14 protein-coding genes are annotated in these 18,048 nt (G+C 37.5%); 2 read left to right on the top strand and 12 right to left on the bottom strand.

Annotated elements, in window-relative coordinates:
• Positions 1-188 precede the first annotated feature (188 nt).
• On the bottom strand, positions 189-1,238 hold the full coding sequence (locus IGM04_RS05290; RefSeq protein WP_086317800.1) for an oxidoreductase: 1,050 nt from the start codon (positions 1,236-1,238) through the stop codon (positions 189-191).
• A gap of 24 nt (positions 1,239-1,262) precedes the next feature.
• Positions 1,263-2,696 (bottom strand): glycoside hydrolase family 1 protein, encoded by a 1,434-nt coding sequence (locus IGM04_RS05285; protein WP_002357890.1) that lies wholly within the window; start codon positions 2,694-2,696, stop codon positions 1,263-1,265.
• 242 nt (positions 2,697-2,938) lie between these two features.
• Here IGM04_RS05285 and IGM04_RS05280 point away from each other — a divergent pair, with 242 nt between their 5' ends.
• Both IGM04_RS05280 and IGM04_RS05275 read left to right on the top strand, forming a co-directional pair.
• On the top strand, positions 2,939-3,652 hold the full coding sequence (locus IGM04_RS05280) for a GntR family transcriptional regulator (protein ID WP_002366529.1): 714 nt from the start codon (positions 2,939-2,941) through the stop codon (positions 3,650-3,652).
• Between the two features lie 271 nt (positions 3,653-3,923).
• Positions 3,924-4,454: a DUF5067 domain-containing protein gene (locus tag IGM04_RS05275; protein WP_002384665.1), complete on the top strand. Its 531-nt coding sequence runs from the start codon at positions 3,924-3,926 to the stop codon at positions 4,452-4,454.
• A gap of 32 nt (positions 4,455-4,486) precedes the next feature.
• Here IGM04_RS05275 and IGM04_RS05270 read toward each other — a convergent pair whose 3' ends face one another.
• The 10 genes from IGM04_RS05270 to IGM04_RS05225 all read right to left on the bottom strand — a co-directional run bounded on the left by IGM04_RS05270 (position 4,487) and on the right by IGM04_RS05225 (position 17,826).
• Positions 4,487-5,452, bottom strand: coding sequence for a LacI family DNA-binding transcriptional regulator (locus tag IGM04_RS05270; protein WP_002363772.1), 966 nt, complete (start codon positions 5,450-5,452; stop codon positions 4,487-4,489).
• 15 nt (positions 5,453-5,467) lie between these two features.
• Positions 5,468-8,743, bottom strand: a complete 3,276-nt coding sequence (locus IGM04_RS05265; RefSeq protein WP_086317799.1) for a GH36-type glycosyl hydrolase domain-containing protein — start codon at positions 8,741-8,743, stop codon at positions 5,468-5,470.
• Between the two features lie 17 nt (positions 8,744-8,760).
• Positions 8,761-10,911 (bottom strand): glycoside hydrolase family 3 N-terminal domain-containing protein, encoded by a 2,151-nt coding sequence (locus tag IGM04_RS05260; protein ID WP_086317798.1) that lies wholly within the window; start codon positions 10,909-10,911, stop codon positions 8,761-8,763.
• A gap of 4 nt (positions 10,912-10,915) precedes the next feature.
• The gene (locus tag IGM04_RS05255; protein WP_086317797.1) at positions 10,916-11,680 is read right to left on the bottom strand and encodes an endonuclease/exonuclease/phosphatase family protein; all 765 of its coding nucleotides are present in this window, start codon (positions 11,678-11,680) and stop codon (positions 10,916-10,918) included.
• On the bottom strand, positions 11,661-12,578 hold the full coding sequence (locus IGM04_RS05250) for an acetylxylan esterase (RefSeq protein WP_002385975.1): 918 nt from the start codon (positions 12,576-12,578) through the stop codon (positions 11,661-11,663). The genes IGM04_RS05255 and IGM04_RS05250 overlap by 20 nt, the downstream gene beginning before the upstream one ends.
• A complete protein-coding gene (locus IGM04_RS05245) occupies positions 12,571-13,164 on the bottom strand; it encodes a DUF624 domain-containing protein (RefSeq protein WP_086317796.1) in 594 nt (197 codons plus the stop codon). Before IGM04_RS05245 ends, IGM04_RS05250 begins: the two co-directional genes overlap by 8 nt.
• 56 nt (positions 13,165-13,220) lie before the next feature.
• The gene (locus tag IGM04_RS05240) at positions 13,221-14,819 is read right to left on the bottom strand and encodes an ABC transporter substrate-binding protein (protein ID WP_002357899.1); all 1,599 of its coding nucleotides are present in this window, start codon (positions 14,817-14,819) and stop codon (positions 13,221-13,223) included.
• Between the two features lie 17 nt (positions 14,820-14,836).
• Complete coding sequence (locus IGM04_RS05235; protein WP_002357901.1) at positions 14,837-15,718, bottom strand: carbohydrate ABC transporter permease; 882 nt, start codon at positions 15,716-15,718, stop codon at positions 14,837-14,839.
• Between the two features lie 14 nt (positions 15,719-15,732).
• Positions 15,733-16,644: an ABC transporter permease gene (locus IGM04_RS05230; RefSeq protein ID WP_002382199.1), complete on the bottom strand. Its 912-nt coding sequence runs from the start codon at positions 16,642-16,644 to the stop codon at positions 15,733-15,735.
• Between the two features lie 291 nt (positions 16,645-16,935).
• Entirely contained in the window at positions 16,936-17,826 is an 891-nt protein-coding gene (locus IGM04_RS05225; RefSeq protein ID WP_002384670.1) for a metallophosphoesterase, read from the bottom strand.
• Positions 17,827-18,048: the final 222 nt, after the last annotated feature.

Genomic DNA, 18,048 nt, shown 5'->3' with positions numbered 1-18,048 from the left:
CATCACAAAAGACATTTTAGTAGCAATTCTTGGGGAAGTAGTGCTACTAAGATGTCTTTCCTTTTTTTATTTTCACTAACAATATACGTTTCTTATATTAAAATTCACAACTCTTTATAAATAAAAGCGCCTGCCCCACAGTTGTCTGGACTGTGGGGCAGGCGCTTTTCAAGTCATTTAAACACGCTTTAGTTTTCTTTCAAACGATAAACACTTGGACTTGGGTTAAGGAAACCTGCTTCTAAAATTTCGATGTTAGTTAATGCTTGCTCTTCAGTTACTAGTTGCGGTGCACCATTTTTCAACGTTTCATAAACGGAATCATAATAGCGACCGTAATCACCTACAGGCGTTTTAATTTGTTTTTTAATCCAGTCGCCATTGCCATTACGGTAGGTCACTTCTCCATAATACATTGGTGAATCTTCTCCAAAGCCTGGTGCATCTGGCATGATTCCGGCTTTTAAATCATTTTCTTGTTGATCTTCGCCATATTTGATGAACGAGCCATTGCTGCCATGAACAATAAAACGTGGATACGGACTAGCGACAGAATGATTCGTTTTAACTTTTACTTTTAATTTTGAACCATAATGTAAATCAACGTCAAAATAATTATCAACTGCCTCGCTCACTTCATTATTACGAATATCATAAGTGACTTGATCTGGACGCCCGAAAAGAGCAATCATGCGATCCATTAAATGAATGCCTAGTCCGTAAAACGAACCATTTTCTTTAGGTCCTTGTTCCGTGATACTTCCTGGTCGATAATAATCAATATGTGTTTCCACTTCATTGATTTCTCCTAAAAAGCCTTGCTCCACTACTTGCTTCATCGCTAGGTAATCGCCGTCGAAACGTCGATTTTGATAAGGCATCACTACTACCCCTTTTTCTTGCCCTAAAGCAAATAATTCCTCTGCATGTTCTAACGTATCACAAAATGGTTTTTCCACAATCACTGATTTACCAGCTAAAATGGCTTGTTTGGCTAAATCATAATGTGTATGCGCAGGCGTACAGATTGTGATCAATTCAATTTCTGGATCCGTCAATAATTCATTAAGGTCAGTGGTAAAATTTACGCCTTTTTCTTTAAAGGGCGCTGCTGCTTTTTCATTAACATGTAAATCGAAAATTGTTTTCACTTCTAGTGTTTCTCGAATCATTACGTAAGGTAAATGGTAACGATTGGCACTTTTACCAAATCCAATAAACCCCATTTTTACTGTCATATTTTCCACACTCTTTTCTTATAATTAGATAAGTCCATTTGTTTCAATGACTTTTTGATACCAATAATAACTATCTTTCGGGATTCTTTCTAAGGAACCTTTTTGTGTTTCATCTTGATCCACATAGACAAAACCATAACGCTTTTGATAGCCGTTAAGCCACGACAGTAAATCGGTGTAACTCCATGTACAATAACCAATAACTGAAACGCCATCCGTAATCGCCTCTTGAATCGCTTGGATATGGCTTCGCAAATAATCAATGCGATACGTATCGTGAATTTGTTTATCTTCTGTTAAGGTATCATATTCGCCTAACCCATTTTCAGTAATTAAAATAGGCACTTGATAGCGACTAGCTAATCGTCGTAAGGCAATTCTCAAACCTTGCGGGTCAATGGCCCAATCCCAGTTCGTCCGTTCAACATATGGATTATTTACTTTTTTAAATAAACCCGGTACCCCAGATTCCGTTTCAGAACCCTTTTCACCCGTTGTATTCATCTTCCCTATTCCGACGCCATCTAATGGATTAGCAGCAACCGTATCCGTCCGATAATAATTAATACCTAGAAAATCAGGTTTGGCTGAACGTAGTAACGCTAAATCGCCCTCTTTTATCGTTGGGGCCACACCTTGCTCCTTTAAGTAATTTAATGCGGCAATTGGGTATTCTCCCCAAAGATAGACATCTAACCAAAAATGCGACAGCAAATCTTCTGCATTTTCAGCCGCTAAAACATTGGCAGGATGCGCATCAACGGCATAAACAGGCGTATAAGCAAAGCTAGGGCCAATTTTGCCAGGCATTTCTAATTCATGAAACGCATTAATCACTGCTGCATTGGCTAAATTAGCAATATGATTGGCCTCATACATCCGTTTATTGTCTGTTACGCCGGGAGGATGCACGGCTAATTGATAACCTAACGAAGTAAACACATTTTGTTCGTTTAAACTAATCCAATAGCGAACTTTGCCACGGAAAGCGTCAAATAAAATTTTCGCATAGGCCACAAAATCAGCAATAATTTTTCTTGATTCCCAGCCACCATATTCTTTTTGCAAAACAGCTGGCAAATCCCAATGATATAAAGTTACCATTGGTTCAATTCCTGCCGCTAATAACTCATCAATTAAATCTGAATAAAATTTCAGTCCCGCTTGATTTACTTGACCACGCCCTTCAGGTAAAATTCGTGTCCATGCAATCGAGAAACGATATGCTTTTAAACCTTGTTGTTTCATTAAAGCCACATCTTCTTTGAAACGATGATAATGATCGACGGCTAAATCACCAGTTGTCTCTTTGAACGTTTTTCCTGGTAGCCGAACAAATTCATCCCAAACAGATGCGCCTTTGCCGTCTTCATTCCAAGCACCTTCTACTTGATAAGCTGCCGAAGCAGAGCCCCATAAAAAATCTTGCGGAAATGCTTTTAGTTGGTGATGTTCCATTGTCATTCCTCCCTCTTTTCTGTACTGCCCTTTTATTGTAAAAGGTTTTCACAAAAAGTACCAATCAGATCAATAAGTTCTTCTGTTTACTTTTAAAACTATATAGTTTTAAAAAGGATAAGTCAACTACTTTTATTTAAGTACTTGATTATTAAATGGTTACGTTAAAAATAAATATATAGTTTTAACACGTTAAATTCATGGTATAATGAGAGAAATACTGGTGATAAAGGAGGACTCTGATGCGGACAAATACACGTTATAAAGAAATTTATGCAGCTATAAAACAGGATATTGAAGCAGGTGTTTATCCAATTAATCAAAAGTTACCCCAAGGTCGTCTTCTTGCAGAAAAATATCAGGTCAGCGAACTAACCATTACAAAAGCCTTACATTTGCTTGTGCAAGAAGGTTATGTTGTCAGACGACGTGGCTCGGGCAGCTTTGTTCAAGACTTTCAAAATCGAACCATTACTAAATTTTCTCCGTTAACCGGCACTTACTCAACCTACGATGGAAAAGTTGAATCCGTGGTTTTAGGCTTTGCAACAGAAGTACCTGAGCCTTGGGTGACTGAAAAATTAAGTATTACAGAAGAAGAGTTAGTCTACAAAATTATTCGTTTACGGATTATCGAAGATGTGCCCTCAATTATTGAATACACTTGGATGCCCGTTGCTTTAATTCCGAACTTGACAATGAAAGAATTGAAAGTCTCCATTTATCAATATATTTCGGAACAATTGCATCAAAAAATTCAAAGTGCGCGGGTCAGCATTTCTGGGATCCGTCCTTCTGCTTTGGAAAAAAAATATTTAAACTTAACCGATAATGATTTCCTGATGCGTGCAGAACAAATTGCTTACCTAGGCAATGGGCATATTTTTGAATACTCAATTGCGAATCATATTCCTAGTGAATTCACTTTTGAAACTGTCTTAATTGCAGAAAAATAGAAAACTTTTATGTTGCCATTTCTCATTTCTAACAAAACGATCTCTTTACTTTGAGCCAATACTTTTTGTTAGAAATGTTTTTCTGCTAGTTAAAAATATTTTTCAAATTATATTTCCAAGCATGAATTTTGATAAAAGTATTGCTATTTACTAGCACTACGATTAAAATATTGCTTGTAGCACTCTTTTTTATATAGATACAAGCAATTTGTTTTTTTACATAGTCAATCAACCAAAGTGAGGACTTTATATGAGGAAACCCTACATTTTAATGAGCTTACTCGTTCTAAGTACCTTATTAAGTGCTTGTTCAACTGTAAGTGGCAGCCCAGCAAGTCAAAGTGCGCCCGCACCTGATGAAGTGTTGGCGACAAGTATTGGGACGTATGAAAATCGAACACTGTTGGTTCCAGATGGGCGTTTAGCCTTAACTGCCTTGCATAAAGGAAAAGATTATCAAGGCAAACCAATGTTTTATGTCCTGTTTGAATTAACCAATACAACCGAAAAAACACAAAATATTCAGCTAATGATTCAAAGTTTTATGGAAGTTAGCCAAACTGTCCACGGAAAAGCCCAAAATTTACAATATGCAGTCTTAACAGATTCACCTTTCCAAGACAAATTAGATCGTTTAGCAGATGAAATCAATCCTGGTGAAACAATCCAAGGCGCTTACCCGTATGAATTTATTAATGAGAACAAGCCAGTCCATTTTAAATTTAGAGATCGCCTTCTCAGTCTGGATGAACCCATTGCATCAGAAGAAATTACCATTACAGAAAAAAGTTTGGTCCGCTAGCTTAGCTAGCATTGGACCAAACTTTTTATTTATTATTCAGACGGAAAAGATTCTCCTTCTATAAAACGTGTGTAAATGTGTTCGCTCTCAGCAGCTTCTCCCCGCATTAAATGAATAATTTTCTCTGCAGCCACCATGCCCCATCGATGTTTAGAATAGGCAATTGTTGCTAATCGCGGTTGCACAAACGCACCTAGTTCAGAATTATCAAAACCAATAATCCGAATGTCTTTCCCCATTTGGTAATTTGTTTCTGCAACATATTTATAGACACCGATCGCCATTTCATCATTAAAAGCAAAAACATCGACTGGTTCTGTCTGTGGTTGACTCAAAATTTTTTTAGCAGCCGCATAGCCAGAAGGTTCGGTAAAATCGCCTTGGATAATTTCATAAGGTATCCCAAAACGAGTTAATTCTCGTGTACTAACAGCCAATCGTTCTTGGCTATCATAACCTTTTTCTGGTCCAGAAAGCAGAAGAACCTTTTTTGAACCCACATTGACAAATTGCTCAATTGCCTGCGTGGCACCGCCACGATTATCCAAGAGAACTTGCCGGATATTCCTATGTTCAGTGGTTCGATCAAGGACAACGATCGAATGGCCACGTTCAGCAAACTTTTCAATTTCTTTTGTTGGAAATGTCCAATCTAAAATAATTGCCCCATCCACCATTTTTTCAGGAATGAAAAGATGTGACTTTTTACCGCTACAGACAATCATCTCATAATCAAACAGTGCTAAGCCTTTCTTAATTCCCTCCAACAATTCACCATAAAAACTACCGCCATAATCGGCCAAATAGACACCAATAATATTGGTTTGACGACGTTTTAATGTGCGAGCGGCCATGTTAGGAACATAGTTTAGCTCTTCAGCAATTGCTTGGATGCGCGTTCGTGTTTCTTCAGTTACCTTTGAACTACCATTCAATGCGTAAGAAACGGTCGAGATTGATACGCCTGCTTTTTTTGCAATATCTTTAATTCCTACCATGGACTACTCTCCTTTCTAATGGTAAATTTCAATAACACTTGCTTCATTTAATAATGAAAGCACCTCGTCTTTTTGAACTTCCATTCCCCCTTCTCGATAAGGGTTTTCTTCAAACTTAAACGGAACCTCTTGACTATCGATAACTATTTTCGCTGACTGATTTGGATAAAATTTATATGTGACAGGTTTATCAAACAATTGGTAAGTTAGTGCTAAACCAGACAATTTTTCTGGTAACACGGGATCGAAAACCACACTTTGGGCCTTTTGCCGAATCCCTAAAACAGCTGTAATTAATTGATTTAAATAAATTCCCGGCCCGCTTGAATAAATTCGCCAACCACCTTTTACCCCAATACTTCCATCTTTTAGTTTACCAAAATTTTCTTGTGATTCATACCTTGTTTTAAAATCGCCATCGGAGCTACTAAAATAGGCATTGGCTTGACGTAACTCTGCATTGTGAACCCCTTCTTTTAATTGAACTGGATTGATTTGCATTAATGCTTGCCAGGTTTTGTCTCGCTGACCAATTTTCGCCATCGCTTCTGTATAGCGAATGTGCGCATGAACATACTGTAAGCCAATTTCGCGACCAAAATTAGCCGCCTGTTCTGCTCGTTTAAAATTAGTGCTCACACCGCCTCGATAGTTCGCTGGTTTGTTCATTAAGCGCACGCCATCAGGAAACGTTAATTCTTTTTCAATAATTTCTAAATGATGACTTACTTGTTCCGGTGTTAATAATTCAGCTAACATACTACGAGTCATTGGCAATAATCGATATTGAATCCCTGTTTTTTGGTCATTTGGGTGAATCATTTGTTCAAAAGTTTCTGGCGTTTCCATATAAATAAACCCTGGAATCGTTTCATCCGCCAACATATATTTTTGAAAATCGTTCTTTATTCCTGCGACTAAAATTGCTAAGTGCTGACTATAAGTAGCATCGATTTCCGTAATTAAAGCCGCAAATTTTTTCAACACTTGATACGTTAAGGCAACGGTCCAACTACTAGCCATTTGCTCTTTAAGACGATTATCATAAGGTTGTAACGTGTCATCCCAATCGCCGTCGCCATAACAAGATAGAAAAGTTTCTGGTAAAAAATGTTGTTCAATATAATTTATTTCTTTTTTCAAATGTTCAAATAAAGATGCTGTTTCTTTTGTTTTGTGATTATCTTTGCGACTTGTATAAGGGATTTCCGTAGCTAAGATTGAATAATCTGCGGTTTGTTCCAAATAATCAGTCACTACTTTCAATGGCCAGACGATAATATCGCCATGGCTTTCACTGGCTTTTTGTTCTTCGTATCGGTCAAACATAAACCATTGCGGCCAGTTGCCATCGTCCTCAAATTGATTTTCAAATAGATGCTGAATAATGGAGGCCACGATCTTAGGCTGTTGCGTCGCAAAGAAAAATTCTGTCGGTCCTTGCGACACATCTCGTGTGCCCCAAGCTGCTCCACCATACTGTTCTAAGCCATGTGGCGACAAATAATGAACGAGCATATTATGAGTATACCAACGAGTTAATTGATTCATTTGCTGCACACTTGAGTCTGTGTGTGTTAACTCAAAATGATGCAACAAGCCATTAATGAATGCCAAATATTGACTTTCTGCTTTTTCAAAATCTAATGGTGTATTGACTAATGATTGGTCCTCTATACTTCCCGTAATAAGTAGTGAAAATTTTTGGGTCTTTTCGATTGCCAAGACTAATAAGTCCGCTTCAGCTCCACCAAATAATGTGCTATCGGTTACTTGAAATGATTTATCAACTGTCAATGCATAGGTTAGTTCTGGGTAATAATTTTCTGTAGCAGAATGATTTCCCGTCACTCGAAGCGTTTTGCCAGTTTGTTCTAATTGATAGGTTGGTACTTCTTCAGGTCCTAATAACAAATGGTTAGAAACAGCCCACATATACGCATCCTTTTGACTGGTCACTTCCAATTGAATCACTCTTGAATCAGGCGAAGTGAAGGTGCGTACCCGAATTGTATCCTTTGGCAACTTATAATACCACGTAGCAGAGTTCAACCCCATTTCAAAAGCAGAAGGCATTGTTAGTAAGCGCCATAAGCCATTCTCTAAAATGTAGATTCGTTGACCAGAGCGTTTCATAACGTTTAAAGCGTTTCGGCTATTACTCATTAATTTGTTCATGGTCGTATTTCCTAAAACTACTTGTGAATTGAAAATGCCATACATATACACTGTCGTACTAAGCAAAGGTTCGTCAACCGTTAAGCCTTTACCACTTAATAAAATGTGGCCATGCGCTCTTTCCATGGCAATTTCTTTTTCTTGAAGAACAACGTGATGGTAATTTTCCGTGAAAAAGGAATACGTCTGACCTGCTACTTTTTCAATTTGTGTCTGAAAGGGATAAAGTGCGGCCAACTCTTCTTCTGTTAATGGATTTCCTGTGATAGGTTCTCCTAAAAGTTTCGGAGGATAGTCCTGTGTTTCTTCTAATGAATCGAATGTCACAGTTTCATAAATAGCTTGTAAGTCTTCTTTCGATAAAAAAGGTTCAGCTAATGCTTGCGGATGTGTTTCTGTTACCGCACCATAAAAAACAAATTCCTTACTTTCATTCGTTAATTGGACGGCTTCCGTTTGTAAAGCGGTGTAAGCAAATTCATATTGATAGACTTCATTTGCTAAATATCTTTTCCCCAATGCTTCTGGTGTGTTTGTTTGTTTAAATGAACGTCCGAAAAATTGATAGCCGTCCGTTGAGTAGCCTACTAATTTTTGAAAACTCCCTTGAATAAGGGCTGGAAACTTCTCATTTTGCGGTTGATTTTGTCTTGATAAAACAACAAGCTCTTCGCCCTCTTGCCAAATGTGATGATCAAGATACTGCGACACATACGCTTCATTTGACTGAACGGTTCCTTTTGTCGCTAAGCCAATATCTTGACCATAAACAATATCTACTAAGCCAGTTCCAGTGACATTAACCCGCCAGAACCATTGATTGCTTGGCCCCAAACGAAAGTCAACTTGGTAACGAACCGCTTCAAATTCACCCCGCCATGTCAATTGATTATCTGAAAGATAAAAATCACTTTGACTGTTGGAACCAATCATTGGTCGATAATTAATTGTGTCCCCTGTAATTATCCGCAAATAGAGTTGGTTCATACTGCCGTCTAAAGGATTACCTTCTAATTGATTAATCATCATGCCACAGCTATTCAATTCTTTTAAATCACCTGTCTCTAAAAATGTAGCAACTGTGTCTGCTTGCTTAAGCTTCTTTATCTGCATAACTTATCCTTCCCATCTTATTCATTTAACGTGACTGTTGCGGTTTGTACATCGCGACTATTTCCACCAATCATTACGATAAATTCACCTGCATCACTGGTTACCTGATTGTCTGAATGAACATAGCGCACCATATCCTCTGAAAGAAGAAACTGAACTTCTTTTTCTTCCTTTGGTTCCAGCCAAACTTTTTGGAAATCTTTTAACTCTTTAATTGGGCGAACCACTTGTCCCACCAAATCACGTACATAAAATTGCACGGTTTCCTCTCCAGCGATTGGACTGTCATTTTTTACTAAAACAGAGACAGTGACTGGTTCTTCTTTGGTAAATGTTAATGCACTTAGTTGTATTGGTTGATAAGAGAAATGACTATAACTTAAGCCAAATCCAAAGGGATATTTAGCGTAATTAGAGACATCTAAATATTTAGAAACATATTTTTCTTCTGGTGCTGACTCATAAGGACGCCCAGTATTGTCGACATTGTAAAAAATTGGCACTTGACCAACCGTTTCTGGAAACGACATACTTAAGCGACCACTTGGATTGTACTGTCCCCACAAAATTTCTGCTAGCGCATTGCCCCCTTCTGTTCCAGGTTGCCAAGCTTGCACAATTCCTTTTGCAACATCTATCCCTTGTAAATCTAAGGGCCGACCACTGTAGACCGTGACAACAACATTGGGATTTTTCTCAATAATTTGTGCCACTACTGCTAATTGTTTTTCGGGTAGACGAATATCACTGCGACTGGCAGCTTCCCCACTCATCCAATCTGTTTCGCCTAGTGCCACTACTACTTTATCTGCTTGACTAGCTAACGTTAAAGCCTCTTCAATGGCCGCCGCGGTCGGTTCAAAGTAATCAAAGGGTTCTTGGGCAACTAGAAGATTTGTGGTTAATTTTTGGGCCCCAGCCACGAGGGAAATGGCTTCTTCTTTCTTTCCTTGCCATGACCAAGCCCCTAAAATATCTTGTGATTGGGCCCCTGGGCCGACAAGCGCGATTTTTTCTTGCGGTGTAAAAGGCAAAATATTTTCATTTTTTAAAAGAACCATTGATTTTTGAGCAATCTTTTTAGCTATTTCTCGATGTTCTTTGCTTAAAATCACTTCTGCTTCCGCTTGTTCATCCGCACCACGATAGGGATTTTCAAATAAGCCTAGCTCATTTTTTAGTTTTAAAATTCGCATAACTGCTTCATCAATAAGTGTTTCAGCAATCCGGCCTTCTTCAAGTAATTCTTTTAAATAATCTGGATAACACGTGGTCATCATTTCAATATCTACACCAGCTTTGATAGCCAATTCTGCCGCTTGTTTTTCATCTTTGGCAACGCCATGAGGAATTAATTCTTTAATCGCTCCCCAGTCTGAAATCACAACCCCTTCAAAGCCAAATTCATTTCGTAATACGTCTCTAAACAGCCATTGGTTGCCTGTAGCAGGAATCCCATCCACTGTATTGAAGGACGTCATGACAAGTTTTGCACCCGCATCTAATCCAGCTTTATAGCCAGGTAAATACATTTCTCTTAGCTGCCGTTCAGACATATCTACCGTATTATAATCCCGACCAGCTAAGGCACCACCATATGCCGCAAAGTGCTTCACGCACGCGGCTACTCGCCAATTGTCTTCTTTTAAATTTTCTCCTTGGTAACCTCTAACCATTGCAGCAGCTAAGCGACTGTTGAGTAATGGATCTTCACCTGTTGACTCCATGACACGTCCCCAACGTGGATCGCGCACTAAATCAACCATTGGTGAAAAGGTTACATGTAATCCTGAAACAGCAGCTTCTTTTGCTGAAATCTCCGCCATTTTTTCAACCGCTGCTTCATCCCAAGTGCTTCCTAAAGCCAAAGGAATCGGAAAGATGGTTCTGAAACCATGAATAATATCCGCCATTAAAAGTGTTGGAATATTTAATCGATGATTTTGCATATATTCTTTTTGAACACGTTTTGCTTCATTTGCACCGGAAACACCCAGTGTTGTCCCCGCCGTATCGATCGTTTCTTGATTTAGTCCTAGCTCTGACATAGGGCCGGTCTTTTCTTCTGCTTTATCTGAATAAAACGCTGCTGCTAATTGTAATAATTGATTAATTTTCTCATCAATTGTCATTTCTTCGACTAATTGAATCAGTTGATTTTCTTTCATACTCTCACCTTTCTTCAATACATACTTCTGCTTCTAAAGGAAAATGGTCGGAAGGAAAACGTCCATCGATGCTATCTGTTAAACTTGCAGTTTTCTGTACTTTCCAACCTTTTACATAAATATAATCAATTTCTTCTAATTCCGCCCAAGGTTTTGTGTAAGTAAAATTTTGAAATGTTCCTCTTGGGCCATAATGAGTAGCTAAATTTTTGCTATCTTGAAATTTTTTTTGAACAAGTTGATGCACCGCTTCCCCCGACTCTGCATTAAAATCGCCCATTAATAAAGTTGGATACTGTGCAATTTTGTCATGTAACTCCTCTAAGATAACGGTCATTCCTGCTAAACGAGCATGATCTGAAATATGATCCAAATGAACATTAATGACTAAAAAAGGCGTATTTTGAGTCGTTTCCTTAAATAGTCCCCACAAAGCAATTCTTGGACAGCCAGCTTCAGGATGGATACTTGGCTGCTGAGGTGTTTCAGATAACCAAAAATATCCTGTATCAATAGCCTGAACTTTTTGTTCGTTATAGAGAATCGCTAGTCCTTCTCCTTGACCATCCCCTTCTCTTTCCGCAGAAAGACAGGTGAATGTTGTATACGCCTTTAAATCCCTGACTTGATTCGGTCGTACTTCTTGAATACAACAAAGGCTCCAATCATGAAAATTGATTAACTGACAAACAGCCTCTTTACGAAAAGACCATTGCCAATCTTGGTCATACTCTGTATCTACCCGGACATTATACGTAGCTATTTTCATTTTTAACCTCCTGCAATAGTTGTTGAATTTGACGCATTTCACGACGGATCTGGGTTGTTTCACCGCCACCATGGCCTTTTTTCCAATACACTCTGACTGCTTTTCTTGCCTTTATCTGATGATAAGAAGGGAAAAAATCTTTCATTGGACATATCGGATCGTGACTCCCAACAGAAGCAAAGACTGGATTTTTAATTTGCGAAACAAAGTGACGACTATCAAAATAAGGAAGAACCGCGGCAATTTTTTCATGCGCTTGGGGATGCTCTTGTAAGTACTGATGAATAATTTGATACGACCCCGTTCCTTCTGCTACTCTATTTTCTAAACAAGAATGACTTGGAACATCTGCAAAAGTAGCTAAAATCGGGAAGTCGACTAAACTGTTCACCATTAACACTACGCCACCCCCTTGGGAACCACCACGAAGAATGATTTGGTCCTGATTAATTTCAGTAAAGGTCCGCACCACTTCTACGCTACGTAAATGGTCGGCAAACAAACGGCGTTGGTACCAATCTTCTTTGTCTAGAAATCCTCGTCCCATTGGTGCTTCATGCCAAATTGTTTGATATGGCACGCGATCTTTGGTTAATCCCCCTTGACCTCGATTATCAATGACAAAACAAGCACAACCAATTTGTGTCCAATGAGCAAATTGCCAAGGTTCTTGAATATGATTCATATAGCCTAAACAATCAATCACTATTGGCTGTTTCCCCGCCGTTTTAGGAAGTAACAAATAGCCAAAGATGCGCTCACCTAGGAAACTTAAAAAGTCGACCTGTTCCACTTGAACATTTTCCAATGGATAGTCAATGACCCGCCGATGGATATCTAGCGGTATTTTTTGAAGTTCTTCCTTAGTCTTTTCCCAAAACTCAAAATACTCATTCATGTTCCACACCTAACACTTTCTGAAAAAACGCAACTTGAAGAAAAGCCGTTGTCCCGAATCCTAACGCAATATATAAAAACAAATTAAGCTTATAGAAAAAAACAAACGTTAAAAGAGGTAAAATAAACAAAATAATCGCATTTGCACTATTACTTAAGACCACATAAACCGTCTCACCTAGTGTCTTTTTAACGGACCAATTAAAAACGGAAAAGAGAAAAAGAAAACTCGTCAAAAATAATGCAACAAAACTTAATAGAAAAATAGCTAAGAAACCTAAACTAGTGGCTATTTTAAATAAACTTGTTACGACAATACCGCCCAGTAAAAAAGCAACGAACAAGACACCTGTTAAAATAAAACCTCGCATGATATTATTTTTTAATGCTGTCCAAAACGTTCGCAAAACAGGAATATCTTTTTCACGATACAAACGATAGATCGTTCGATACAACGCAATTAAGCCGACACCGCTAAAGATGCCTGCTATACAGGTAATTAAAAAGAGAAAATTAATAATGATCAAGTTGGCAATAAAAGAAAAAATCCGATAATACCAACCTTCATATGCAAATAGCTTATTCATATTAAAAGAGAAAAGCGGATTTCTCGTTGCTTTATCCGCTTTTCTCTCCTCCTCTCTTACTTAAGTTTGTCTCTGTTTTCCGCCATTTTCTCAGATTTTATTTTTTCAATTGCATCCCATTTATTTGATTTTAAGAATGCTTTGTAGTCTTCTAAAGATTTGTCAAAGGCTTTATCATCTTTCGCACGAATCATTGAAATAACGGTTGTATTTAGTTTGGTTTCAATCGCTTCATTCGCCCGAGCTTCCGGCGTTCCTGCATCTGGATTAATATTTTCAATTACGAAATGTGGGACTAATTTTCCTTTGCCCCATTCTTGCATTTGCGTTAAAGCACTTTCCATTGGTACTTTTAGTTTATTGACACGGTCGTTGTTAAAGTATAGGAAACGACTAATGCCATATTTTTTGTTGTAGGCATCATTGTCTGTTTGTTCTAATTTTTTCACTTCTGGTAAATAATCAATTTTTCCTTGATCATTGTACGCATAAGTAACTCCTTCAACGCCATATTTTGTTAAAATTTGTCCCGGTTCATCAATTAAATATGTGAATAGTTGAGTGACTTTCGCTGGATCTTTCGCATCTTTCGTAATGTAATTACTTAACCAACCTGAAATGCCAGTTTGATTTAATGTTGGTTTTCGGCCAGAAGTGCTACTTGGTCCATCAATGGCTATATAACGTGTGCCAGATTTTTTCATAAATTCTGTAAAGTTCCCACCTTGACCACTGGTTCCAGCAACGAGCATGGTTGCATAATTTCCTTGTTTCACTTTTTCATCAAACGTTGCCCCATCATCTGTGAAGCTATCATCACTAATATTGCCTGCTCGGTAAACATCATTAAATGTTTTTAACCATTCTAAGTATTCTTTATCTAAATTTCGATCATAGTATTTACCATTTTTATCCTCTAAAGGAACACCTAAGAAGTCTTGTAATTTGTCTAAAAATGGTCCTGCACCATCGCCCACTGTGGTGAAGCCCATTGGGGTCATCTCAGGATATTTTTCTTTAATCTGTTGCATGACTTTTTCAAAATTTTCTGGTGTTGAAACGTCTGGCTTGCCTAATGCATTATAGACATCTTCACGAATAACAAAATTATCATTTACTGGGATATTTCCACTTTCATAATCCGCTTTTGTATTAGAGTAATTAGGGTAACCATATGTTTTTCCATCCTCTAAGGCATACCATTTAAACGTATCTTGGTTAACAACTTTCATTAAATAGGGGTCATATTTTTTAGCTAAATCGTTTAAAGAATAGGCCCAAGAATCTGCTTTCAATGCTGCTTGTCCAGTTTTTTCAGTTAATGTCACGATATCAGGCATATCTCCACTTGAAATCATGGCATTTAATTTTGAATCATCGCCGGAAATAAATTCAATATCCACATTTAAGTCTTTTTTAATCTGCGCAGTGGTCACGTCTTTTCCAAAAGGCAGCGCCGTCCAATCTGAGTTAATATACCATTTAATCTTGGTCGGTTCTTTCTTCTTATCTAACTTCCAAGCAGGCGTCTTTTCATCTAATTCATACCGATCCTTAATTGAGACATCTGAGCTAGCTTTCTTTTCCCCACCGCTACATGCCGCTAAACTAACGACCGCCGTTGCCACCAATAAACCGCCTAAAACTTTTTTCATATTGTTCCCTACTTTCTTTATTCTTTTACTGCACCGGCCATCATACCGCCGATAAAGTGTTTTTGTAGTAATGGATAAATGATTAAAATTGGTATCGTTGTAATGACAATTGTTGCCAGCTGAACACCACGTGTCGTTGCCTGCACCACCATATCTGTACTGCCGCTCTCTGTCATGGTACTCAAGTTTGATTGAACAATAATTTCATAAATTTTCATCTGCAATGGATACAGATATTCTTTGGTAATATATAATTTCGTGGTCATAAAGTCATTCCATTGACCTACCCCATTAAATAAAATAATGGTGGCTAATGCCGGTTTTGTTAAAGGTAAAAAGATTTTATAAAAAATTTGAAACTCACTGGCGCCGTCTATTTTGGCGGATTCTTCTAAAGATGGTGGAATTTCTCGGAAAAAGTTCATTAAGATAACTACATCATAATAGCTAAATAAAGCTGGAATGATATATACCCAGAAGGTATCTAAGAGTCCTAATGACTTAATCAAAAGATACGTGGGAATCATGCCCCCACCAAAGTACATTGTAATGACACCCATCGTTGTATAAATGTTACGCCCGACTAGTCTAGATTTACTAAGTCCATAGGCGACAATTGCACAGAACAGCGTATGCGTCGACGCACCGATGACTGTTTTTAAAACAGAAATCAAAAACGCTCGCGGAATGCTACTATCCGAAAAAACTTTCCGATAATTTTCTAGCGTAAATCCTTTCGGCCATAAAACCAAGCCTTTACCAGCTAAACCCGAACTTGACGAAACTGAGGAAACTAAAATATTCCAAATTGGCACGATAATTAATAAAGAAAACAACACAAGAATTAACGTATTGAAAAAGTAAAACCATTTGTTTTCTTTTGATTTTCTTTTAATCACAGCTGTTGCCTCCTTTATAAAATAACCGACCGACCATTGTTCATTTTTCTAGTAATGCGATCTGTAATGACTAATAAAACAATTGAAATAACAGAAATCCCTAAACCAACTGCCGTCGCATAAGAAAAGTCCCCTTGCGTTAGCCCCATACGATAAACAAATGAATTAATTACTTCTGATTTGTTTTGGTTTTGAGCATTCATTAAAACCAACGTTTGATCTAAGTTCGATCCCAATAAACCGCTAACATTTAGAATTAAGTTCAACGAAATAATCGGCGCTAATAAGGGCAAAGTAATCGTTCGGATTTGTGTTAATTTTGAAGCACCATCAATTCTCGCGGCTTCATAAAACGTTGGATCAATGCGAGACATACCAGCAAGATAGAGAATCGTGCCCCAACCTACTTCTTTCCACAAATCAGAAAGAACAGCAATCCACCAATACTTATCAGGATCTAACAAATGATTGACGCCCTGATTCATTAAGCCTAACGACATCATGACTTGGTTGATAAAGCCATTTGTTGAAAGCCACGAAATCAACATCCCGCCTAAAACGATCCAAGAAAAAAAGTGCGGAATATAAGAAATTGTCTGAATCACTTTTTTTAAATGTCCATCTCTCATTTCAAAAATCATTACCGCTAAGATAATCGGAATAGCGAATCCTAAAAAAAGTTTCATTAAACTAATCGCTAAGGTATTACGAACTGCTTCCCAAAAAAAACTATCTTCCATAATGATTCGAAAATTTTCAAGTCCAACCCATGGTGCAGAAGAAACCGTGTCAACAATCGTATAATTTTTAAAAGCAATGATAATTCCATAAATTGGAATGTAGTTAAAGACAATCATGAATGCTACACCCGGAAGTACCATCCAATGCAATTGCCGCTGATCATAAAACTTTTTTAGTTTTTTCATAAGCAGGGTTCCTTTCTTTTTAGTGAAACGTTTCTACAAACAGATTATACATTCACTTCAAACGGTTGTAAACCCTTACATTATGGTTTTATTTAAAAATAACAGCATTAAAAAGCGCTATAGACCATTTATAAAGAAATTATTTTCCCTACTTCTTTTTCCATAAAAATACTCTTTTCTAGATATTTTAAAGCATTTTATAGAAACGTTTCACCAAAATATGAACATCTTTTTCTTAAAAATAATTCTGTTAAATAACAGAAAAAAGTCTGGTCGGATTGACCAGACTTTTTAAATATAGATAGTAAAATGTGTAATTTCAGGGATCACCCCAAAACGGGCATGAATGGCGGTCGTTCCTAAGCCTGTATTAACATATAGTTGTGTTTCTTGGTCCAACTGATACAATCCTCTGGTATATTTTTCTGCTAAAACATTTGTGATTGGATAAAAAGGAATCCAAATTTGTCCGCCATGGCTATGTCCTGCTAAAACTAACTGTGTACCCGTACCAACAAATGCATCCGCGACATCTGGTTCATGGGTCATTAATAACGCATAGTCATACGTTTCTCGATAGGATAATGTTTCTGAAACGGAAGGATTTCCCAATAACGAGTCATCTAAACCACCAATAAAAAGACGGCGTCCATCTGCTAAGGTTACTGTTTCTCCTTGGTTTTTCATAACGGTAAAGCCACTGGCCTCCATGACTTCATCATACACCGCAGAAGCACCGCCACCATAATCATGATTTCCCCAAACTGCATATTTTCCAATTGTCGCTTGTAACTGTTTTAACTTTTCAATCATCGGTTCTTTTTGTTGCGGATTTTTGGCATAATTGTCAAATAAATCACCTGTAAAAACGATAATATCTGGTTTTTCACGATTGACTTTTTTTATGACTTTATCTAACCGCTTCGTCTCATAAAATTCTGAAACTTGTATATCCGAAAGTTGCACAACATTCAATGGTTCTCGTTGATTTTTCTTTCCCAAAGTCACCTGATTAACGTGAACTAAATTCGGCTCAATCTTCCACGCATAGATTGGGAGTGCGATAATTAAGAAAAAAAATAAGAGCATTATACTTAAACCAATTTTTTTAACCACATCACTCGCTCCTTTCTTTTCTTTGATTTCCGAAGACTTAGTATAGAGAAAAATCTTCTTAACCACAATCTAAAACAAAGGAAATTAAGGCTTTGTTAAACAACCTAAAGAATTTCCACAATCTCTTATCCTTTTCTTAGCTTTTTTATAAAAAAAGCTAGATAATTTCATCTGTCGATGAAATTATCTAGCTAGAACATTCTTCTCTTAATGATGATGTTTTCGAAACGTTTGATAACCAATTAAGCAAAATAAAATCCCCAATAAAATCATTCCAGTTACTGAAAA

The organism is Enterococcus sp. DIV2385 (assembly GCF_051711925.1).
In the GTDB taxonomy this organism is placed as follows: Bacteria; Bacillota; Bacilli; order Lactobacillales; family Enterococcaceae; genus Enterococcus; species Enterococcus faecalis.
This window is presented reverse-complemented; position numbering and strand designations above follow the sequence as displayed.

Bases quoted from the DNA above. Each gene is read 5' to 3' on its own strand.
- IGM04_RS05290 (WP_086317800.1), bottom strand. From the start codon at position 1,238: ATGACAGTAAAAATGGGGTTTATTGGATTTGGTAAAAGTGCCAATCGT.
- IGM04_RS05285 (WP_002357890.1), bottom strand. From the start codon at position 2,696: ATGGAACATCACCAACTAAAAGCATTTCCGCAAGATTTTTTATGGGGC.
- IGM04_RS05280 (WP_002366529.1), top strand. From the start codon at position 2,939: ATGCGGACAAATACACGTTATAAAGAAATTTATGCAGCTATAAAACAG.
- IGM04_RS05275 (WP_002384665.1), top strand. From the start codon at position 3,924: ATGAGCTTACTCGTTCTAAGTACCTTATTAAGTGCTTGTTCAACTGTA.
- IGM04_RS05270 (WP_002363772.1), bottom strand. From the start codon at position 5,452: ATGGTAGGAATTAAAGATATTGCAAAAAAAGCAGGCGTATCAATCTCG.
- IGM04_RS05265 (WP_086317799.1), bottom strand. From the start codon at position 8,743: ATGCAGATAAAGAAGCTTAAGCAAGCAGACACAGTTGCTACATTTTTA.
- IGM04_RS05260 (WP_086317798.1), bottom strand. From the start codon at position 10,911: ATGAAAGAAAATCAACTGATTCAATTAGTCGAAGAAATGACAATTGAT.
- IGM04_RS05255 (WP_086317797.1), bottom strand. From the start codon at position 11,680: ATGAAAATAGCTACGTATAATGTCCGGGTAGATACAGAGTATGACCAA.
- IGM04_RS05250 (WP_002385975.1), bottom strand. From the start codon at position 12,578: ATGAATGAGTATTTTGAGTTTTGGGAAAAGACTAAGGAAGAACTTCAA.
- IGM04_RS05245 (WP_086317796.1), bottom strand. From the start codon at position 13,164: ATGAATAAGCTATTTGCATATGAAGGTTGGTATTATCGGATTTTTTCT.
- IGM04_RS05240 (WP_002357899.1), bottom strand. From the start codon at position 14,819: ATGAAAAAAGTTTTAGGCGGTTTATTGGTGGCAACGGCGGTCGTTAGT.
- IGM04_RS05230 (WP_002382199.1), bottom strand. From the start codon at position 16,644: ATGAAAAAACTAAAAAAGTTTTATGATCAGCGGCAATTGCATTGGATG.